The organism is Glycomyces endophyticus (assembly GCF_039531525.1).
Classification (GTDB): Bacteria; Actinomycetota; Actinomycetes; order Mycobacteriales; family Micromonosporaceae; genus Glycomyces; species Glycomyces endophyticus.
The window spans coordinates 135,151-150,389 of record NZ_BAAAQF010000007.1 but is presented as its reverse complement, the minus strand read 5'-3'; the positions used below and the strand labels follow the sequence as shown (position 1 = coordinate 150,389).

The 15,239-nt window shown below is 66.5% G+C and carries 9 protein-coding genes; 4 read left to right on the top strand and 5 right to left on the bottom strand.

Annotation, left to right across the window (positions count from 1 at the left end):
• Positions 1–3: 3 nt before the first annotated feature.
• Both ABD419_RS12015 and ABD419_RS12010 read left to right on the top strand, forming a co-directional pair.
• Positions 4–969, top strand: a complete 966-nt coding sequence (locus tag ABD419_RS12015) for an ArsA-related P-loop ATPase (protein ID WP_344486459.1) — start codon at positions 4–6, stop codon at positions 967–969.
• Positions 959–2,083 (top strand): ArsA family ATPase, encoded by a 1,125-nt coding sequence (locus ABD419_RS12010; RefSeq protein WP_344486456.1) that lies wholly within the window; start codon positions 959–961, stop codon positions 2,081–2,083. Before ABD419_RS12015 ends, ABD419_RS12010 begins: the two co-directional genes overlap by 11 nt.
• A gap of 809 nt (positions 2,084–2,892) precedes the next feature.
• Here ABD419_RS12010 and ABD419_RS12005 read toward each other — a convergent pair.
• Entirely contained in the window at positions 2,893–3,219 is a 327-nt protein-coding gene (locus ABD419_RS12005) for a WhiB family transcriptional regulator (protein ID WP_344486453.1), read from the bottom strand.
• Positions 3,220–3,560: 341 nt separating this feature from the next.
• Here ABD419_RS12005 and ABD419_RS12000 point away from each other — a divergent pair, with 341 nt between their 5' ends.
• Complete coding sequence (locus tag ABD419_RS12000) at positions 3,561–6,035, top strand: penicillin-binding protein (RefSeq protein WP_344486450.1); 2,475 nt, start codon at positions 3,561–3,563, stop codon at positions 6,033–6,035.
• A 79-nt stretch (positions 6,036–6,114) separates the two neighbouring features.
• Here ABD419_RS12000 and ABD419_RS11995 read toward each other — a convergent pair whose 3' ends face one another.
• The 3 genes from ABD419_RS11995 to ABD419_RS11985 all read right to left on the bottom strand — a co-directional run bounded on the left by ABD419_RS11995 (position 6,115) and on the right by ABD419_RS11985 (position 13,573).
• A complete protein-coding gene (locus tag ABD419_RS11995) occupies positions 6,115–6,777 on the bottom strand; it encodes a hypothetical protein (protein ID WP_344486447.1) in 663 nt (220 codons plus the stop codon).
• Between the two features lie 27 nt (positions 6,778–6,804).
• The gene (locus tag ABD419_RS11990; protein ID WP_344486444.1) at positions 6,805–9,285 is read right to left on the bottom strand and encodes a glycoside hydrolase domain-containing protein; all 2,481 of its coding nucleotides are present in this window, start codon (positions 9,283–9,285) and stop codon (positions 6,805–6,807) included.
• Between the two features lie 442 nt (positions 9,286–9,727).
• The gene (locus ABD419_RS11985; RefSeq protein WP_344486441.1) at positions 9,728–13,573 is read right to left on the bottom strand and encodes a golvesin C-terminal-like domain-containing protein; all 3,846 of its coding nucleotides are present in this window, start codon (positions 13,571–13,573) and stop codon (positions 9,728–9,730) included.
• A gap of 541 nt (positions 13,574–14,114) precedes the next feature.
• On the opposite strand from ABD419_RS11985, the gene ABD419_RS11980 reads away from it, so the two are divergent.
• Positions 14,115–14,345 (top strand): hypothetical protein, encoded by a 231-nt coding sequence (locus ABD419_RS11980; protein ID WP_344486438.1) that lies wholly within the window; start codon positions 14,115–14,117, stop codon positions 14,343–14,345.
• Between the two features lie 142 nt (positions 14,346–14,487).
• Here ABD419_RS11980 and ABD419_RS11975 read toward each other — a convergent pair whose 3' ends face one another.
• Positions 14,488–15,198 carry an ABC transporter ATP-binding protein gene (locus tag ABD419_RS11975; RefSeq protein ID WP_344486636.1) on the bottom strand — a complete coding sequence of 237 codons (711 nt, stop codon included), beginning with the start codon at positions 15,196–15,198 and terminating at the stop codon, positions 14,488–14,490.
• Positions 15,199–15,239: the final 41 nt, after the last annotated feature.

Sequence of the window (15,239 nt, the reverse complement as noted above, 5' to 3'; positions counted from 1 at the left end):
TGAATGACTGCCTCTGCGCTCCCGGTGCCGCGCCTGCACATCGTCACCGGGAAGGGCGGCACGGGGAAGACCTCGGTCGCGGCGGCGCTCGCCCTGGCCCTGGCCGGCCCCGGCCGGCGGGTCCTGCTGGTGGAGGTCGAAGGGCGCCAGGGCATCGCGCCCCTGTTCGAGACCTCGTCCCTCGGTTACGAGGAGCGGCACCTCGCGGCGGGCGCGGGCGGCGGCGAGGTCTTCGGCCAGTCCGTGGACGCCGACGAGGCCCTCCTCGACTACCTGACGATGTTCTACCGGCTCGGCTCGGCCGGGCGGGTCCTCCAGAAATTCGGCGCGATCGACTTCGCGACGACGATCGCCCCCGGCCTGCGGGACATCCTGCTCACCGGGAAGCTCAAGGAGGCCGTGTCGCGCACGGAGACCGGGCGGATGGCGTACGACGCGGTCGTCCTCGACGCCCCGCCGACGGGCCGCGTGGTGAAGTTCCTGAACGTCACCGTCGAGTCCGGGCGCCTCGCGAAGACCGGCCCGATCGGGAAGCACTCCCGGTCGGTGGCGCGGATGCTGCACTCGTCGCTGACGGCGGTGCACCTGGTGACGACTCCGGCGGCGATGCCGGTGCAGGAGACCGTCGACGCGTACCGCGAGCTCGTGGCGGCCGATCTTCCGGTGGGCCGCATCGTCCTCAACAAGGTCACCGGCGCGAAGCCCGCGGAGATCACCGCGGAGGAGCTCGACGCGGGCCTGGCGCGGGCGGGCATCGCCCCCGACGCCGCGCTCCTCGGCGGCCTCATGGCCGAGTACGAGGCGGCGCGGACCGAGATCCGGGCGGTCGACGCCTACCGGGACCGGCTCGAGCAGCTGGGCCGCCCGGTCGAGGAGCTGCCGCTGATCCCCGAGGGCGTCGACCTGTCGGGCCTGTACCAGCTGGCCCGCGAGCTGCGGCCGCGACTCGGAGGTTCGAATGAGCACTGAACTCGACGTCGACGCGCTGCTCGGCAACCAGAGCAAGCACGTCATCGCGTGCTGCGGCTCGGGCGGCGTGGGGAAGACCACGACGGCCGCGGCGCTGGCGCTGCGGGCCGCCGAGGTCCACGGGCGCCGCACGGTGGTCCTGACGATCGACCCGGCCCGGCGGCTGGCGCAGTCGCTGGGCATGGAGGCCCTGGACAACACCCCGCGGCCGGTCGCGGGGGTCCGCGACGGCTCGCTCGACGCGATGATGCTCGACATGAAGCGCACGTTCGACGAGGTCGTGGCCTCGCACACGACGAAGGACCGGGCCGCGGAGATCTTCGCGAACCCGTTCTACCAGGCGGTGTCGTCGACGTTCTCGGGCACGCAGGAGTACATGGCGATGGAGAAGCTCGGCCAGCTCCGGGCCACGGGGCGGTGGGACCTGATCGTCCTCGACACCCCGCCCTCGCGCTCGGCCCTGGACTTCCTCGACGCGCCCGCCCGCCTCGCCCGGTTCCTCGACGGCCGCATCATCCGCCTCCTCTCGGCGTCCACCCCGGGCGCCCGCCGCTCGATGCTCTCCCTGATGGGCGCGAGCGCGGCGGTGTTCACCCGGGTGTTCAACAAGGTCCTCGGCGGGCACCTGCTCACCGATGTCGCGGAGTTCACAGCGAGCCTGGAGGACACCTTCGGCGGCTTCCGGAAGCGCGCCGAGGCGACCTTCCGGGCCCTCCAGGACGACCAGACGTCGTTCCTGGTCATCGCGGCCCCCGAGCCGGCCGCGGTCGGCGAGGCCGTCTACTTCACCCGCCGCCTCACCGAGGAGCACATGCCCCTCGACGGGATGATCCTCAACCGCCTCACCCCCGTCGCCGCCGACCTCTTGGCCGAACGGGCCCTCGGCGCTGCCGCCCAGCTCGAAGACGCCGACCCCGACGACGCGGTCGCCGCCGTCCTCCGCACCCACGCCGACCTGACCCGCCGGCGCACCGCCGAAGAGCGCGTAGCCGCCCGCTACGCCGCAGCCTGCCCGAAAGTCCCCCAACGCTGGCTCCCGGCCCTCGGCGTCGAAGTCGTCGACCTCGACGACCTACGGGCCTTCGGCGCGGCAGCGGCCAACACCGATCGGTAGCGACGCTCCCATCGCTTGACGGGCTGGACCCGTCAGGGCCGATCGACGACCGTTCACGGCTGGGGCGCGGGCGCTCCCAGCCGTTTTTGGACCGAGGTCCGTCGATCACCTTCCGTAGCGGAATCGTCGTGGGCGGATTCGTCGTGTGAGTCGTGCTTCGGTTCTTCTGGGCCTGTTCGACGTTTGATCGAGTAGTGAGTGGACCGGACCCGAATAGGGAATTGCATTCTTGCCGCCTGGATTCGGTTTTGCGTTCGTGCGCTTGTTCGACGATGTTTCTTGACTTGATCCTCTTGTGCCTCGGCGGTTTACCGGGTTTTCGCCTTGCCGATTGCTTTGCGTTCGGTTGTTTGTTCGATTTGCGTGCGGGCGTTTTCGTGGCGGTTGTGCGGTTGTCGAGTTTTTGGTGCGGGCGCATCGGCTGGGTGTCGATGCGCCCGCGTTTCCTTCGTGTCACCTCGCGAGGTGTGTGTCGGCAGGAGCCGCGCGGGAGTGCACTCCCGCGCGGTCTTCGGGGGCGGCCCCCGGGGTATCCCACATTCACCGCCAGTCCTGCCGACACCGGCACCACCTCCCTCCTCCTCCAAACCACCACCAGGAGGAAGGTGTTTTTGCTACCAACAATCACAGGTTGCGGAAGACCTGTACAGGATGGGTTTTCCACCTGTGGATAACTTCGTGAGGGGTGGACATTTTGTCTGGTGGTGAGTGGAAGAGTTTTCCACAGGGGTGGGGACGTGAACGGGCCCGGACGGCTCCGCCGTCTGGGCCCGTAAGCGTGTAGTGGCCGCCATTGGGCGGCCGGCCGGTCAGAAGTTGATGTCCACCGGTATCCGGCGCCGGCTGCTCCTGCGAGCGTTGCGCTGCTCTTCCTCGAGGGCGACTTCGAAGACCGCCCTCCACGATCGGACGTCGGCGTGCTTGCGCAGCAGCGCCCGCCGCTCCCGTTCTGTCATGCCGCCCCAGACGCCGAACTCGATGCGATTGTCGAGTGCGTCTGCGAGGCATTCGAGCCGGACTGGACAGCCCCGGCACACCTTCTTCGCATTGTTCTGCTCGGCCCCTTGAACGAACAAGGCATCAGGATCATTGTCCTGACAGAGCGCCTTGGTCGTCCAGTCGATCAGCAGTGCCATCTGCATGACCTCCCCGTGAGATCTACCCTTCATACCCCCCGACGACTACAGTCGAGTGACCTCTCGATCACACAACGTCGCCGTCAGAACGGACCCTACACCTCTTGTAAGTGTTTGACTACTCTCCGAGACGAAAATCGGACTCCCTGGGACGGCGTCACCCCTACGGTTCGCCATGCGAATGCGGCTCGCGATAATAACGATTCCAATACGGGGGCACCCTCGGCCCGCGTTCGCGGCGTACCACTCTCGGGCGCCGTTCACGCCGGTTCACGTGTCCGGGCTCAGCACACGTGCCCGGCAGTCCCCGCGCTTCCCGACGTCCGTTCTAATCTGAGGCGGTGGAGACCTTGAAACGCGACCGCAGTCCCCTCGGGGATGCCGTAGCCCTGCTCGTCTGCGGCGTCCTGGCCGGGATTCTCGCGGCCGCGGCCGCCTTCCCCCTGGCGGGGCTCTTCGGCATGGCCGCCGAGAACAGCATCCAGTCGTTCGAATCGCTGCCGACGGAGCTGACCCAGCCCGTGCTCCCGCAGACGTCCTATGTGTACGCTTCTGACGGCGAAACCCTGATCACCTCCTTCTATGAGGAGAACCGGCGAGAGGTGGCGCTCACCGACGTCTCCCCGCTCATGGTCGAGGCCCTCCTCGCCGCCGAGGACTCGAAGTTCTACGAGCACAACGGCGTCGACTGGGCCGGGATCGTCCGGGCCGCGGTGGCGAACCAGGGCGGCGACTCGCAGGGCGCATCGACCCTCACCATGCAGTTCGTCCGCAATACCCTGATCTACTCCGCCTCAACCATCGACGAGGTCATCGCCGCGTCCGAGGACACGTACGAGCGCAAGCTCAGCGAAGCCCGGTACGCCATGGCGATCGAGGAGTACATGTCCAAAGAGGAGATCCTCGAGGGCTACCTGAACGTCATCTACCTGGGCAACCAGGCGTACGGCGTCAACGCGGGCTCCTGGACCTACTTCAACAAGTCCCCGAGCGAGCTCACCCTCGCCGAGGCGGCCACCCTCGCCTCGCTGCCGAAGTTCCCCTCCTTCGCCGACGGGCTCCTCGGCGGCGAGGGCGACGACACCCAGATCGTCGAGCGCCGCAACTGGGTCATCCAGCGCATGGCCGACCTCGGCAGCATCTCCCAGGCGGAGGCCGACGAGGCGATCGCGCTCCCGCTGGGGCTCAACCCGCGGGCCGAGCGCAACGAGTGCGTCGACGTCTCACCCTCCAGCTGGGGCTTCTTCTGCGACTACTTCAAGGAGTGGTGGGCGTCCAACCCCGCCTTCGGCGAGACCGAGCGCGACCGGATCAGCCTCCTCAACCGCGGCGGGTTCAAGATCGTGACCTCCCTCGACGCCGAACTCCAGAACGAGGCCACCGAGGAGCTCGCCGACGAGGTCGACGTCGACAGGCCCGAAGCCCTCGGCTCGGTCACCATCACCCCGGGCACCGGCCACATCAGGGCCATGGCCGTCAACCGCGTCTACAGCCTCGACCAGACCGACAACGGCCCGCGCTCCGACGGCGACGACTCCAAGCCCTCCAACTACCCGAACACGACCATCCCGCTGCTGAGCGGCAACGAGAAGGTCAACGGGTATCCGGGAGGCTCGACCTTCAAGATGTTCACGATGCTCGCGGCCCTCGACAAGGGCTGGCCGCTCGAGACCCGGGTCCCGTCGCCGGGGCAGTACGCCTCCCAGTACCTCATGAGCGGGGACGCGCTCGACGACTCGGAATCCGACTGCCAGCACTTCACCAGGGACAACGTCCGGTACGGCCACTGGTGCCCCAAGAACGACGGCAGCTGGTCCGCCGCGCCGCTGAACATGTGGGGCATGTTCGGCCGCTCCTCGAACACCGCGTTCGTGCGGCTCCAGGAGATGGTCGGCGTCAGCGCCGCATACGAGGCGGCCGTCGCCTCCGGCGTCGACTTCTACAACTCGCCCCTGAACGAGGCGTACGAGAACGGCACCATCGACGAGTCCCAGGGCACCTTCACCCTCGGCCTCCACTCGACCACGCCGCTCGAGATGGCCGAGTCCTACGCGACGGTCGCGGCGGGCGGGCTCCACTGCGAACCGCTGCCGGTCATGACCGTGATCGGCGCGGACGGCCAGGAATGGACCGACGCCGCAGCGCCGCAGTGCAACCAGGCGTTCCCCGAAGAGGTCGCGTACGCGGCGGTCAGCGCCGGGCGCTGCGTCGTGGGGCAGAGCGCCGACGGCACCCAGTGCTCCGGTTCCGGGACCGCCGCATCGGCCGCCAGCGGCTTCGGACGGCCCCTGTTCGGCAAGACCGGGACCGCCGACTCGAACCGCTCCTACTGGTTCATCGGCGCGACCCCCAACGCCGCCACCGCGACGTTCGTGGGCGACCCCGATGCGACGCACCGGGACGACGTCGCCACCCAGAGCCTGAAGACCTCCGTGAAGGAGGCCGGCATCGCGATCCTCAAGGACGCCGTGCGCGACCTCGAAGAGGAGGACTGGCCGAAGCCCAGCGACGCGATGGTCAACGGCAAGAACCTCACCTCGATCCCCTCGATCGACTGCATGGACCCCGACGACGCCCGCTCCCGCGTCGCCAACGCCGGGTTCGAGGCCTCCATCGCCGCCGGCCAGTTCGACTCCGACTGCAAGGAGGGCGAGGCGTTCGCGACCTCTCCGACCGGCTCGGCGCCCGACGGCGCGTCCGTCTACATCCTGGTGTCCAACGGCTCCGGATATGAAGAGGAAGAACCCGGAGACGACGAGACGACCGGCGGCCCCGGAGGCGGGGGCGGCGGTGGAGGTGGCGGCGGGGGCGACTGACCGCGGCCCTAAAGGGCTTGCACCGCAACGGGAGAGGGCCCGCGCCGTACGGCGCGGGCCCTCTCCACTGGCTGTGGATCTAACTCGATGCGATGATCACCTCTTCACGGCGGACGAGACTGAGCCCGAACGACCGGGAGTTCTTGGGATCCGGCGCCACCGCTTCCCCGACGTCCTCGGCGAGCCCGGAGTTCGTCGGTGCGACTGCGATCTCGAAGTGCGAGTCCTTGGCCGGATCCAGGTGCCGGCCCCAGGCGATGACGCCGCCGAAGTCGTCGAGGATGTTCTCGATGATCGCGATCTCGGCGGGGAAGAACCCGTCCCCCGCACCGATCGGGTACAGCGTCGGGCGGATCTCCACCGCGGTGCCCGAGAGGTAGTTCGATTCGAACGCCGCCGTGACGGTACGCGACGTCCGGTGCCCTGCAACATCTCCGACTTCGAGCTTCACTCCCAGCTCGTATGCATAGCGCCTGATGAAGTGCGTCAACACGACCTGCGGCCATCCTTCAGCGAGGGCGACCTCAGCGCCTTCGACACCCTCGACGGAGACCAACGGCGCGCTCGCCAGGATGGGCCAGCCGTTCGCACTGGTCGATCCGATCCACTGGCCGGAGTCTGCGAGACCGGTCGGAGGGTCGGCCTGTGCGGGAACCGCCCCGCCGAGGCCCGCGATGCCGCCGGCGAACGCGCCACCGAGCAGTCCCCGGCGAGTCACCGCTTGCTGTGTTTCTCTTCTCATGTGTAGCTCCTGGTCGAGTGGTCGGGGTCAGAAGTCGCCGTTGGACATCGCGATCATCCGATCGACATAGCCTGAGATGAACCCGTCGAGTTCCGCCGCGGCGAGCTGGTGTGGAAGCTTGTCGATCTGGCCTTGGGCGCTGCCCACCTCGAGGAGGAGTTCCTTCCTCCACGAGTCATGGACATCGGTGGCATTGCTGTCGATCTGACTGACCTCGACGAACTCCTCGCGGAGGGACGCCGCCATTCCCGCGGCGGTCCCACTCGCGAAGAAGCCGATCGCGTCGGTGAGCGAGTACTCCCAAGCCGACCGGAGCGCGGCGTTGTACAGGGGCCGCGCAGCGTTCTCATCGCCGGACGGAGTTGAGAAGTACCTGATCATGCGACCGTAGTTCGTCGCCATGTAGTCGGCGACCGTCAGGAACGAGGGCACCCCGAACCGACCCATGTACTGCTGGCAGAAGTCGAATCCCGACGGGTATTCGCCGCGTCGGTTCCTCCATTGGTTGTACAGTCGCGCCATGTCTCCGATCGGTCCTCGCCGGGTACTGATCATCGGCTCGCCGCCGAGAGGAATCGGGTTGGTACGCATCACCGTCAGCGGGCTGACGGCTGCGAAAGCCTTGGCGAAGTTGACGTTCAGGTCTTCGAAGACATGGACTGCGGTGGAGCGTCCGTTGCCGAAGACGCCCATTGCGTGCTCGACCCAGCCCTTGACGTCCAGCAGCGGAAGGGCGCGATCGACGTCTCCGGCTGAAGGATCCCCGTCCAGCGCCTCGCCGAACTGGGACTGCTTCAGATAGAAGTGCGCCAGGACGTTCGCGTTCCAGTTCCGGCCGGTGTCGTCAGTCGAGTCAGGATCGAAATGGTCGACCCAGCCACCGCTGAAGATCGCATCGTAGATCGCGTCGAGGCGGTCCAGATATTCCTCCCGGCTCGTATCGGCCTGGACGTGGTCCACGCCGAGGACGGAGTCGTACCGGGCGATGTTGCTGTCGAGTCCGAACGAGTCTGAGGAGCTGACGACGAAGTTCGCCTCCTTGATCTGGTTGAACACCCAGTTCGGAGGAAGCGGATAGCCCTGGTTGCCCGAGAATCCCCATGACATCCCGGAGACGAAGGACCACTTCGCGAGACCGGCGGCCGAGACCCTGATGCAGACGTTCCGGGATCCGTACACCCCGGCGGTGTATCTGCCGCCCTGTGATTGCAGCCCTTCGCGGACGCCACGGAAGTACGGGAGGATGTTGGAGGTGACCTCGGAGTCGAGTGCGTCGTAGTCGACCGCGAAGTAGATGCAGGTGCCGGCCTCGAAGCCGTACTCGACGGCTTTCAAGTGCGCCTTGGTGGCCTCGTTCACGCCGTTCGCGTAGGTGAACTCGCCGATGGCGCCGCCATAATACTGGGAGATCGGGAAGCAGTGCAGACCCGCACCGAAGATCGATTCGAGTTCGCCTTCCTGGATCCACTTGTAGAGCCAGTCCTCTTCTGGGATGCGCTCGGTGTCCTCGTCGAGGTAGCGGCCGACGGTGCGGTATCCGGCGTTGTACAGGGCGGCACCGCGTGAGGGCGTGATCTCCGAGATGCAGTCGGAGGCGATGCGGCGGTGGAGCCGATCGGGATTTCCGGAGGACACGAGCAGTTGGGCCCAGGTGTCGAAGTCGGCGCTGCCGTTCGTGTTCGCGAGCTTCGAGAACTTCTGGAACGCGGTGACGAACTCCGTGACCTCCTGGGTGTATTGCTTGCGCCAGTCGATCGTGTACTTCGTCCCGTCGAAGTAGCCCTCGTTCATGAGGCAGGCCGCGACGAACAGCGCGGTGATCGGAACGCTGTAGCTGGTCTGCGACAGCTGAAAGGGGGCCGTCTTCAGCCCGGCCTGCGTTCCGGGACCGAAGAGCCCCGTGATCTGGCTCGGTGCGATGCCGATCTCCGACTGGATCCCCATCATCAGCGACTGCTGGTAGTTCCTGGACGGCAGTCCGTCAGTGGGACAGATGCTGAATGCGGGGATGTCCACATAGTTGAGATTGAGGTGCTTCTGCGCCAACCGAAGCCAGTCGTTTCCGCCATCGGCGAGTTTGTACGGGTCGGTGGTGAGAAGGGCCTTGAAGACCTTCGGGGAGACGAAGCTGCCGGACACCACGCCTATGTCGGCGCGGAGCGCGTAGATCGAGTCCGCAACTTCCTGATCGATCACGCCGTCCGTGAATCCGCCGCTGTACCCCTTGCACCACAGGCCGTGCCGCACCAGGTTGCAGATGTTCGGGCTGGTCGTCGACATCCCGATGTCGCCCCAGCCTTCGAGCAGCGACAGCGTGGTCGGCCCGAAGACTCCGGAGACCTGCGCGGGGTACTCCGCGGAGGTGAACAGGACATGCTGGAGCCCCATGATGAGCGACCGCATCGTGCCCTGCCCGACGACGCCGTCCTCGCCGCAGGGTATGTATCCGGCGACGCCTTCGCATAGGTCGTTCACCCAGATCTGCGCTTCTTTGACCTTGATATCCATGTATTCCTCCGAGTGCCGTGTGTTGATGCAGGCCTGCAGCCGACCCGAGCTAGAAGCTCATCGCCTTCCAGTGGCCTCCGTCACGCCTGCTCTGGAAGTACCAGTAGCCGTTGGTGGCGTCACGCTTGGAGCAGGTCCTCGGGCTCCTGTAGACCGGTGACCGGGGACCGTGGCGGAGTCGTTGGCCGGCGGCCGTGTTGGTGCCGAGCGCGCCGTTCACGAACCAACCGCCGTAGGTGGGGTGGCAATCGACGTTTCCGCAGTCGCCGTGCACGTTGTTGCGCACGGTTCCCGCCCGTGCGGCCGGGATTTCGGTCAGTCGGGGAAGTCCAGGTTCACCCAGAGCAGGATCACGAATGCCAGCGTCGCCGCGAACACGACCGCCGCATAGATCAGGCCGATCCATCCGCAGGTCATGAAGCTGAACCTGCTGCGGTCTCCCTCAGACACCGGCGACCACCATCCCGTTCTCGACGGCCGGCACGTATCCGTCCGTCACGCCTAGGAGGTTGGGGTGCATGGATTCTCTGCTCGGATTGGCGAAGTCGCCGAAGTCCCCCGGTCCAGTCGTCTCGAATATCCCGGTGTTGAAGTACAGCGGATTGTCCTCTCCGTTGCAGATCTCGTGACCTGCGAAGGATTCGATCGCGGACACGTAGGAGACCTCGCTGTCGAGGCCGTCGACGATGTCGACCATGCCGGTCCGCAGCTGCTGCGCCATGTCGTAGAGGAGTATCGACTCGGCGTCGTCGACAGTGATCTTGCCGTCGGAGTAGAAGCACTGCTCGAAGGGGTCCTCCGAGAACAAGCTCGGGTATCCGACGAGCAGGATCTCGGCGTTCGGGGCGCGCGATCTGATCTGCGGCAGCAGGTCGGCCACCTTGTCCAGTGCCGACGCCACATCCGATTGCATGAGGGACTCGTTCTCGGCGGTGGCGCAGTTCGGATTGCGGAAGTCGACGCATTCATTGACATGTGCGGAGAAGTTCGCGTCGTTGCCGCCGATGGAGAGCATCACGAGCGTGGTGTCGGCGCTGAGCACACCCGAGTAGAGCTGCGGGTACTCGTTGAACTGGCCGCTTTCGCGATCGTCGCCGCCTCCGGGTTCCCAGTAGTCGGGGAAACGGTCGAAATCGCTGGCCCTCGCCCCCGAACAGGCGACGAACTGGAAGTCGATGCCGTTGTTGTTCACGTCCGCGTTGTCGCCGAAGGAGTAGTTCCAGCCGGGAGGGACGACCTCGCGCGGCCAGGCGTCCTTGCTGCGCCGACAGGCATTCCATGTGCGGAGTCCGTAATCACGGTCGGTCTCGGTGTAGTAGTTCCCAGCGCCTTCGCCGGAGATGAAGGAGTCGCCCATCGCGACGACCATGTGCTTGGGTTTTGCCGGCAAAGGTGCGAAGGCGACCGCGTCGTAGGCGATGCCGTCGAGTCCGACGCCGTCCGCCGTCTGGTTGGAGAGGGTGACGGACTGCGGTTGGGTCGGGTCGAACTCGTACGCGCCGATCTCGACCCAGGTGTTGGCGCGGAGGACGGTGTTCAGATACCGATCACGGGTGCCCAGGGTGGTGCCGTGGACCTGATACGGGGCCTGCTGGGTGTGCGACTGGCGCGAGGGGATGTGGACGTAGACCTTCGCCCAGCCGTCGATGCGGTCGGCAGCGTCGAGTTCCCACGTTCCGGTGATCTCCATGGCCGGTTGGGATTCGTTGCGGGTGTGTGTGAACCAGAAGTGGCCGCGGAAGCCGCCGCCGATCTGGTGGAGATCGATCTTCGACGGGTAGGTCGGGGGATCCGTCGCAGCCGCGGGGAACTCGAACGAGAACGTGCCCGACTGCGAAACCGGCGCGCCGGAACAGGAGTTGGGCCCGCCTTGGGTCTCCGCGACGCTGTCGATCACCCGGATGTAGCCGCTGCTCGGCACGTTTGGTGAAGCGCAGTTCGGAGCGAACGATGCATACGTCGGCCTAGCGGGCTCGGCATCCCCCGCCTCGTACTCCAGACGCTCGGTGCCGCAGTTGCTCGGACAGACGTCCGCCAGCACGGGAAGGTGCCACCAGCAGTGGAGGTGGCTGTACGAGCAGGGCCCTGGTTCGGTCTTGAGACATTCGTCAGTCTCAACCTCGCACAGCCCCTCGTTCCAGTCGCCGTCGACGTCGCAGTTGTTTCCGGAGAGGGTGCAGAACACGCCGAGATCGGGCAACGCGGCGACACCAGTGACACCGGTGGCTCCCAGATACGCGGCGGGGTACTCACCCGTACCGAAGTCGTAGCGCCGCAACGGGTTGAAGGCGAATCCGATGACGCGCTCGGGGTAGGACCACAGATTGGGGTGCTTGGAGTTGCCGTACCCGATGGACTCCGAATCCCAGTTGTCAGGCAGTCCTTCCCAGTCGGCAGGGATGTCTTCGGTCAGCAGGAACATCTCACGTCCGGGCATGTATATGGGATTGGCCGGATTGTTCGCCCAGCCGACACCCCATTGGCCGTGGTGCTGAGCCTTGTCACTTTCCGGGTAGAACCCGGTGTTGTAAGCCCATAGCGCGAACCACCAGCTCTGGAGGTAGGCCGGATCACCGTCGTCGAAGATCAATCCGGCTTCGCGGGTCTGGTTCCACTTGTCCTGGAGGATCTGGAGGCCCGCGGCGATGTTGGAGGCGTAGTCGACGGTGATGAGCTGCTGCTGGAGTTCGGTGTACACCGTGTCATCGCGACGCATTCCGGTCGTGATCTGTGCGATCCCGTATCCGCAGTCGACGTCGTCCCAGTTCACCTCCCAGAGCGTGTCGCCGTCGGCGGTCCGGTTGCCGTAGAAGCCGCCTTGGTGGATGTTGCCCGAGTATCCGTCGGCGGCATGGTTGGAGGCGTGCCAGCCGTTGGATTCCTGGGCGATGATCCCGAGCATGATCTGGGCGGGAACGGTACCTCCACCGTCGAGCGCGACCGGAGGGAATTGGACCTGCGGAGCGAAGGCGGGTAGGCCCAGGTTGTTCCAGTCGGCGGGTCGGCTCTGGGTGAGGGCGCCCCTGACCGCGAGATCGGTCGCCCACTCGACCTGGTCCGCGTTCGGCTGGTACGACATCAGGTTCGGGTCGTTGCGCGGCATCGCGCAGGACCTGTCGGGATCCCAGGGTACGGTCGCGGGGTCCTCGGCATCCAGCGCACCGAATGCGGTGTCTTGGGAGAGCTCCTCGGCGAGTACCGGCGAGATCTCGTCCGCGCCGGTCGTCGCGCCGAGCGGCACGGTCGCATCGGCCGCGTCGCCGTCGGCGGTGGTGTAGACGAGAAGGTCGGCTGTGGCACCGCCAGACGTGGTCGATCCGTCGGCCCCGATCTCGGAGGCGACCACCGCCATGCCGCCGTCACTGGAGAGTTCGACACCGACCGGAATGTCTGCGGCCTCCCAACTTTGGGGAAGGTCCTCGACGTCCACGGCATCTGCAAGTCCTTTGACGAGCACTTCGCCGTCGGCATTGCGGTGCAGGTCGATCTGGCCGGTGGCAGCACGGGCGAGCTCGGTCGCTTCACCGTCCGCGTACCGCACGGCCGCAGTGGCTTCGCCGTCGAGCACCAGGAAACCCAATCCACCGTCTGTGTCTACGTTGAGATCGAATGCGGTGGACCCGGTGTTGAGCAGCGGTACGGCGGCGCCCTCGCGGTCGACGGTGACGATCTGGCCGCCGCTCACTGCGGCGAAGCCGTCTTCATATGAGACGGGAGACGACAGCTGCCCGTCGACTTCGACCGCTTCGATCTCGGCGCTCGCGATGTCGACCTCCTGGATCCGCGTGCGCGCCACTCCGTCGTCCCCGATGAGCGCAGAGAGCACGGCGCCCTCCTCGCCGCAAGAGGGGTTGTAGTAGGCGAGGCTGGTGCGTTCGTCGAGTTTCGACACGGCACCGGTCTCCAAGTCCACGACCGCCGCGAACGCGCCTGCGTACATTCCCGCCGGCGCATTGGTGTACTCGCGTGGCGCATATACGACCACGGCGTGGCCCCGGTCGTCGGTGATGCAGTACTGGCCGATCCAGCGGTCGGTGCCGAATCCGGGTTCGACCAGCGTCGCGACTTCGGTCCACGCCTCAGGTGACGCCGCGTCGGCCGTCATCAGGTGGAACCCGTTCTCGTCTCCGTTCCCGGTGATCCCGATGTCGTCCGCATCGGCGGCGACTTGGGGTGCTGGGGGCGCTTCGGACTGGACGGAAGCCGCATTCGCAGCGGTCGTACTGACCACGGTCGCCAGGGCGAAGGTCGATATGACGACGAGGTTCTTCAGTTTCCGGGAGCGCAAACAGTCCTCCTGCGAGCGCACTTCAGCACGCGATCGGAGATCACGGTTGCGTTGGTGCTGTCGAGTCCGGGGAGAGTGAGCGGACCGATCGAGGAGACTTCGCGGGCCAGTCGCCTCATGAGGTCCGGACGGGGTGAGCAATGGGGGTTCGCGATGTCACCGGGGGTCCGGTCTTCGCGTATCGGGTGAGGATTCGAGCGCGCGGCGGTCTTCCTCGACGTCGGCGTCCTGCGAGCCGGGTGTCCGCGGCACTCGGCTGCAATCAAACTATCCAGATGGTCACGTTTGGTCAACAAGCATGTTCGATTCCGAACATGCTTCGCGAACACACTGGTGGAAGGCTGGTCGCCGTGAGCCGCGGACCGGCGCAGACGGCGGTCCGGGTCACCACGCCATCGACTCTGGTCGATTTGGGGCAAGCGCTGTATCCGGTCGACATGCTACGATGGACAAACATCACATAGGCTGCATTTCAATGCCCCCATCTCGACGAGCAGTGCAGAGGTCGATCGTGAATCCCATCCCTCCAGGACCCTCTTCTTTGTTCTCCAAAACGGATTCTGAACTGTTGAGCTGCATTATCGCGGCACCGTCCCATCAAGTCGCCGCCGAATGGCTAGGCTGTTCTGCCACGCACCTACGTCGCCTGCTGAAACTGATGCGGGAGCGATTCGACGTCGAAAACAATCTGCAATTGATCGTCCTTGCGTCGGTTCACGGCGCGATCGACCCGAGCAAGGTCCTGCCGCACTCGATCTCCTCCGCGGTTTGAGGACCCGACTTCATGACCTGAGCGCTCGCCGCCAATGCCCCGCACATTTCCCAGTACCGAACGGGTCCGGGCGGAGAGGACGACGGGAGAGGGCCCGCGCGGGTGGGCGCGGGCCCTCGTTTTCCTTGGGAGGGTGTAAAGCTCAGTCGGCCCTGGGCATGACGAGGGTGCCGGGGCCGGGGACGTCGGTGGGGACGCGGTCGTCGCCGACGTGGTTGCCCTCGCGCAGTTCGCCGTCGCGGATGGTGACGGCGCGCTGGGCGCGCTCGGCGACGTCGTGGTCGTGGGTGATCATGAGGACCGTCAGGCCGCCGGAGTGCAGCTCGTCGATGGTCGCGAGGACCGCCTCGGCCGTGTGGGAGTCGAGGTTGCCGGTCGGCTCGTCGCACAGAAGCAGGCTCGGCTCGGCGGCCAGGGCGCGGGCGATGGCGACGCGCTGGCGCTCGCCGCCGGAGAGGGTCGTCGGGAGGGCGTCGAGGCGGTGGCCGAGGCCCACGAGCTCGAGCTTCTCGCGGGCGACCTGGCGGCGCCGGCGGCGCGGGATGCCCTGGTACACCAGGGACATCGCGACGTTCTCGGTCGCGGTCCGGTGCGCCATGAGGTGGAACGACTGGAAGATGAAGCCGATTTTGTCCGCGCGCAGGCGCGTCCGCAGGGACTCCTTCATCGTCGAGGTGTCGTGCCCGTCGAGCCAGTACGTGCCGGAGGTCGGCGCGTCGAGGAGGCCCAGGAGGTTCAGCAGGGTCGACTTGCCGGAGCCGGAGGGGCCGACGATCGCGACGTACTCGCCGTCGGCGACCGTGAGCCGCACCGGCTTCAGGGCCTCGACCGGGGGCGGGCCCGGGTAGGTCATGCCGACGCCGTCGAGTTCGATGAGCGCGCGCGGACCCGGTT

Excerpts from the sequence above, each read along its gene's own strand:
- ABD419_RS12015 (WP_344486459.1), top strand. The coding sequence starts at position 4 with ATGACTGCCTCTGCGCTCCCGGTGCCGCGCCTGCACATCGTCACCGGG.
- ABD419_RS11975 (WP_344486636.1), bottom strand. The coding sequence starts at position 15,198 with ATGACCTACCCGGGCCCGCCCCCGGTCGAGGCCCTGAAGCCGGTGCGG.
- ABD419_RS12010 (WP_344486456.1), top strand. The coding sequence starts at position 959 with ATGAGCACTGAACTCGACGTCGACGCGCTGCTCGGCAACCAGAGCAAG.
- ABD419_RS11990 (WP_344486444.1), bottom strand. The coding sequence starts at position 9,285 with ATGGATATCAAGGTCAAAGAAGCGCAGATCTGGGTGAACGACCTATGC.
- ABD419_RS12005 (WP_344486453.1), bottom strand. The coding sequence starts at position 3,219 with ATGGCACTGCTGATCGACTGGACGACCAAGGCGCTCTGTCAGGACAAT.
- ABD419_RS11995 (WP_344486447.1), bottom strand. The coding sequence starts at position 6,777 with ATGAGAAGAGAAACACAGCAAGCGGTGACTCGCCGGGGACTGCTCGGT.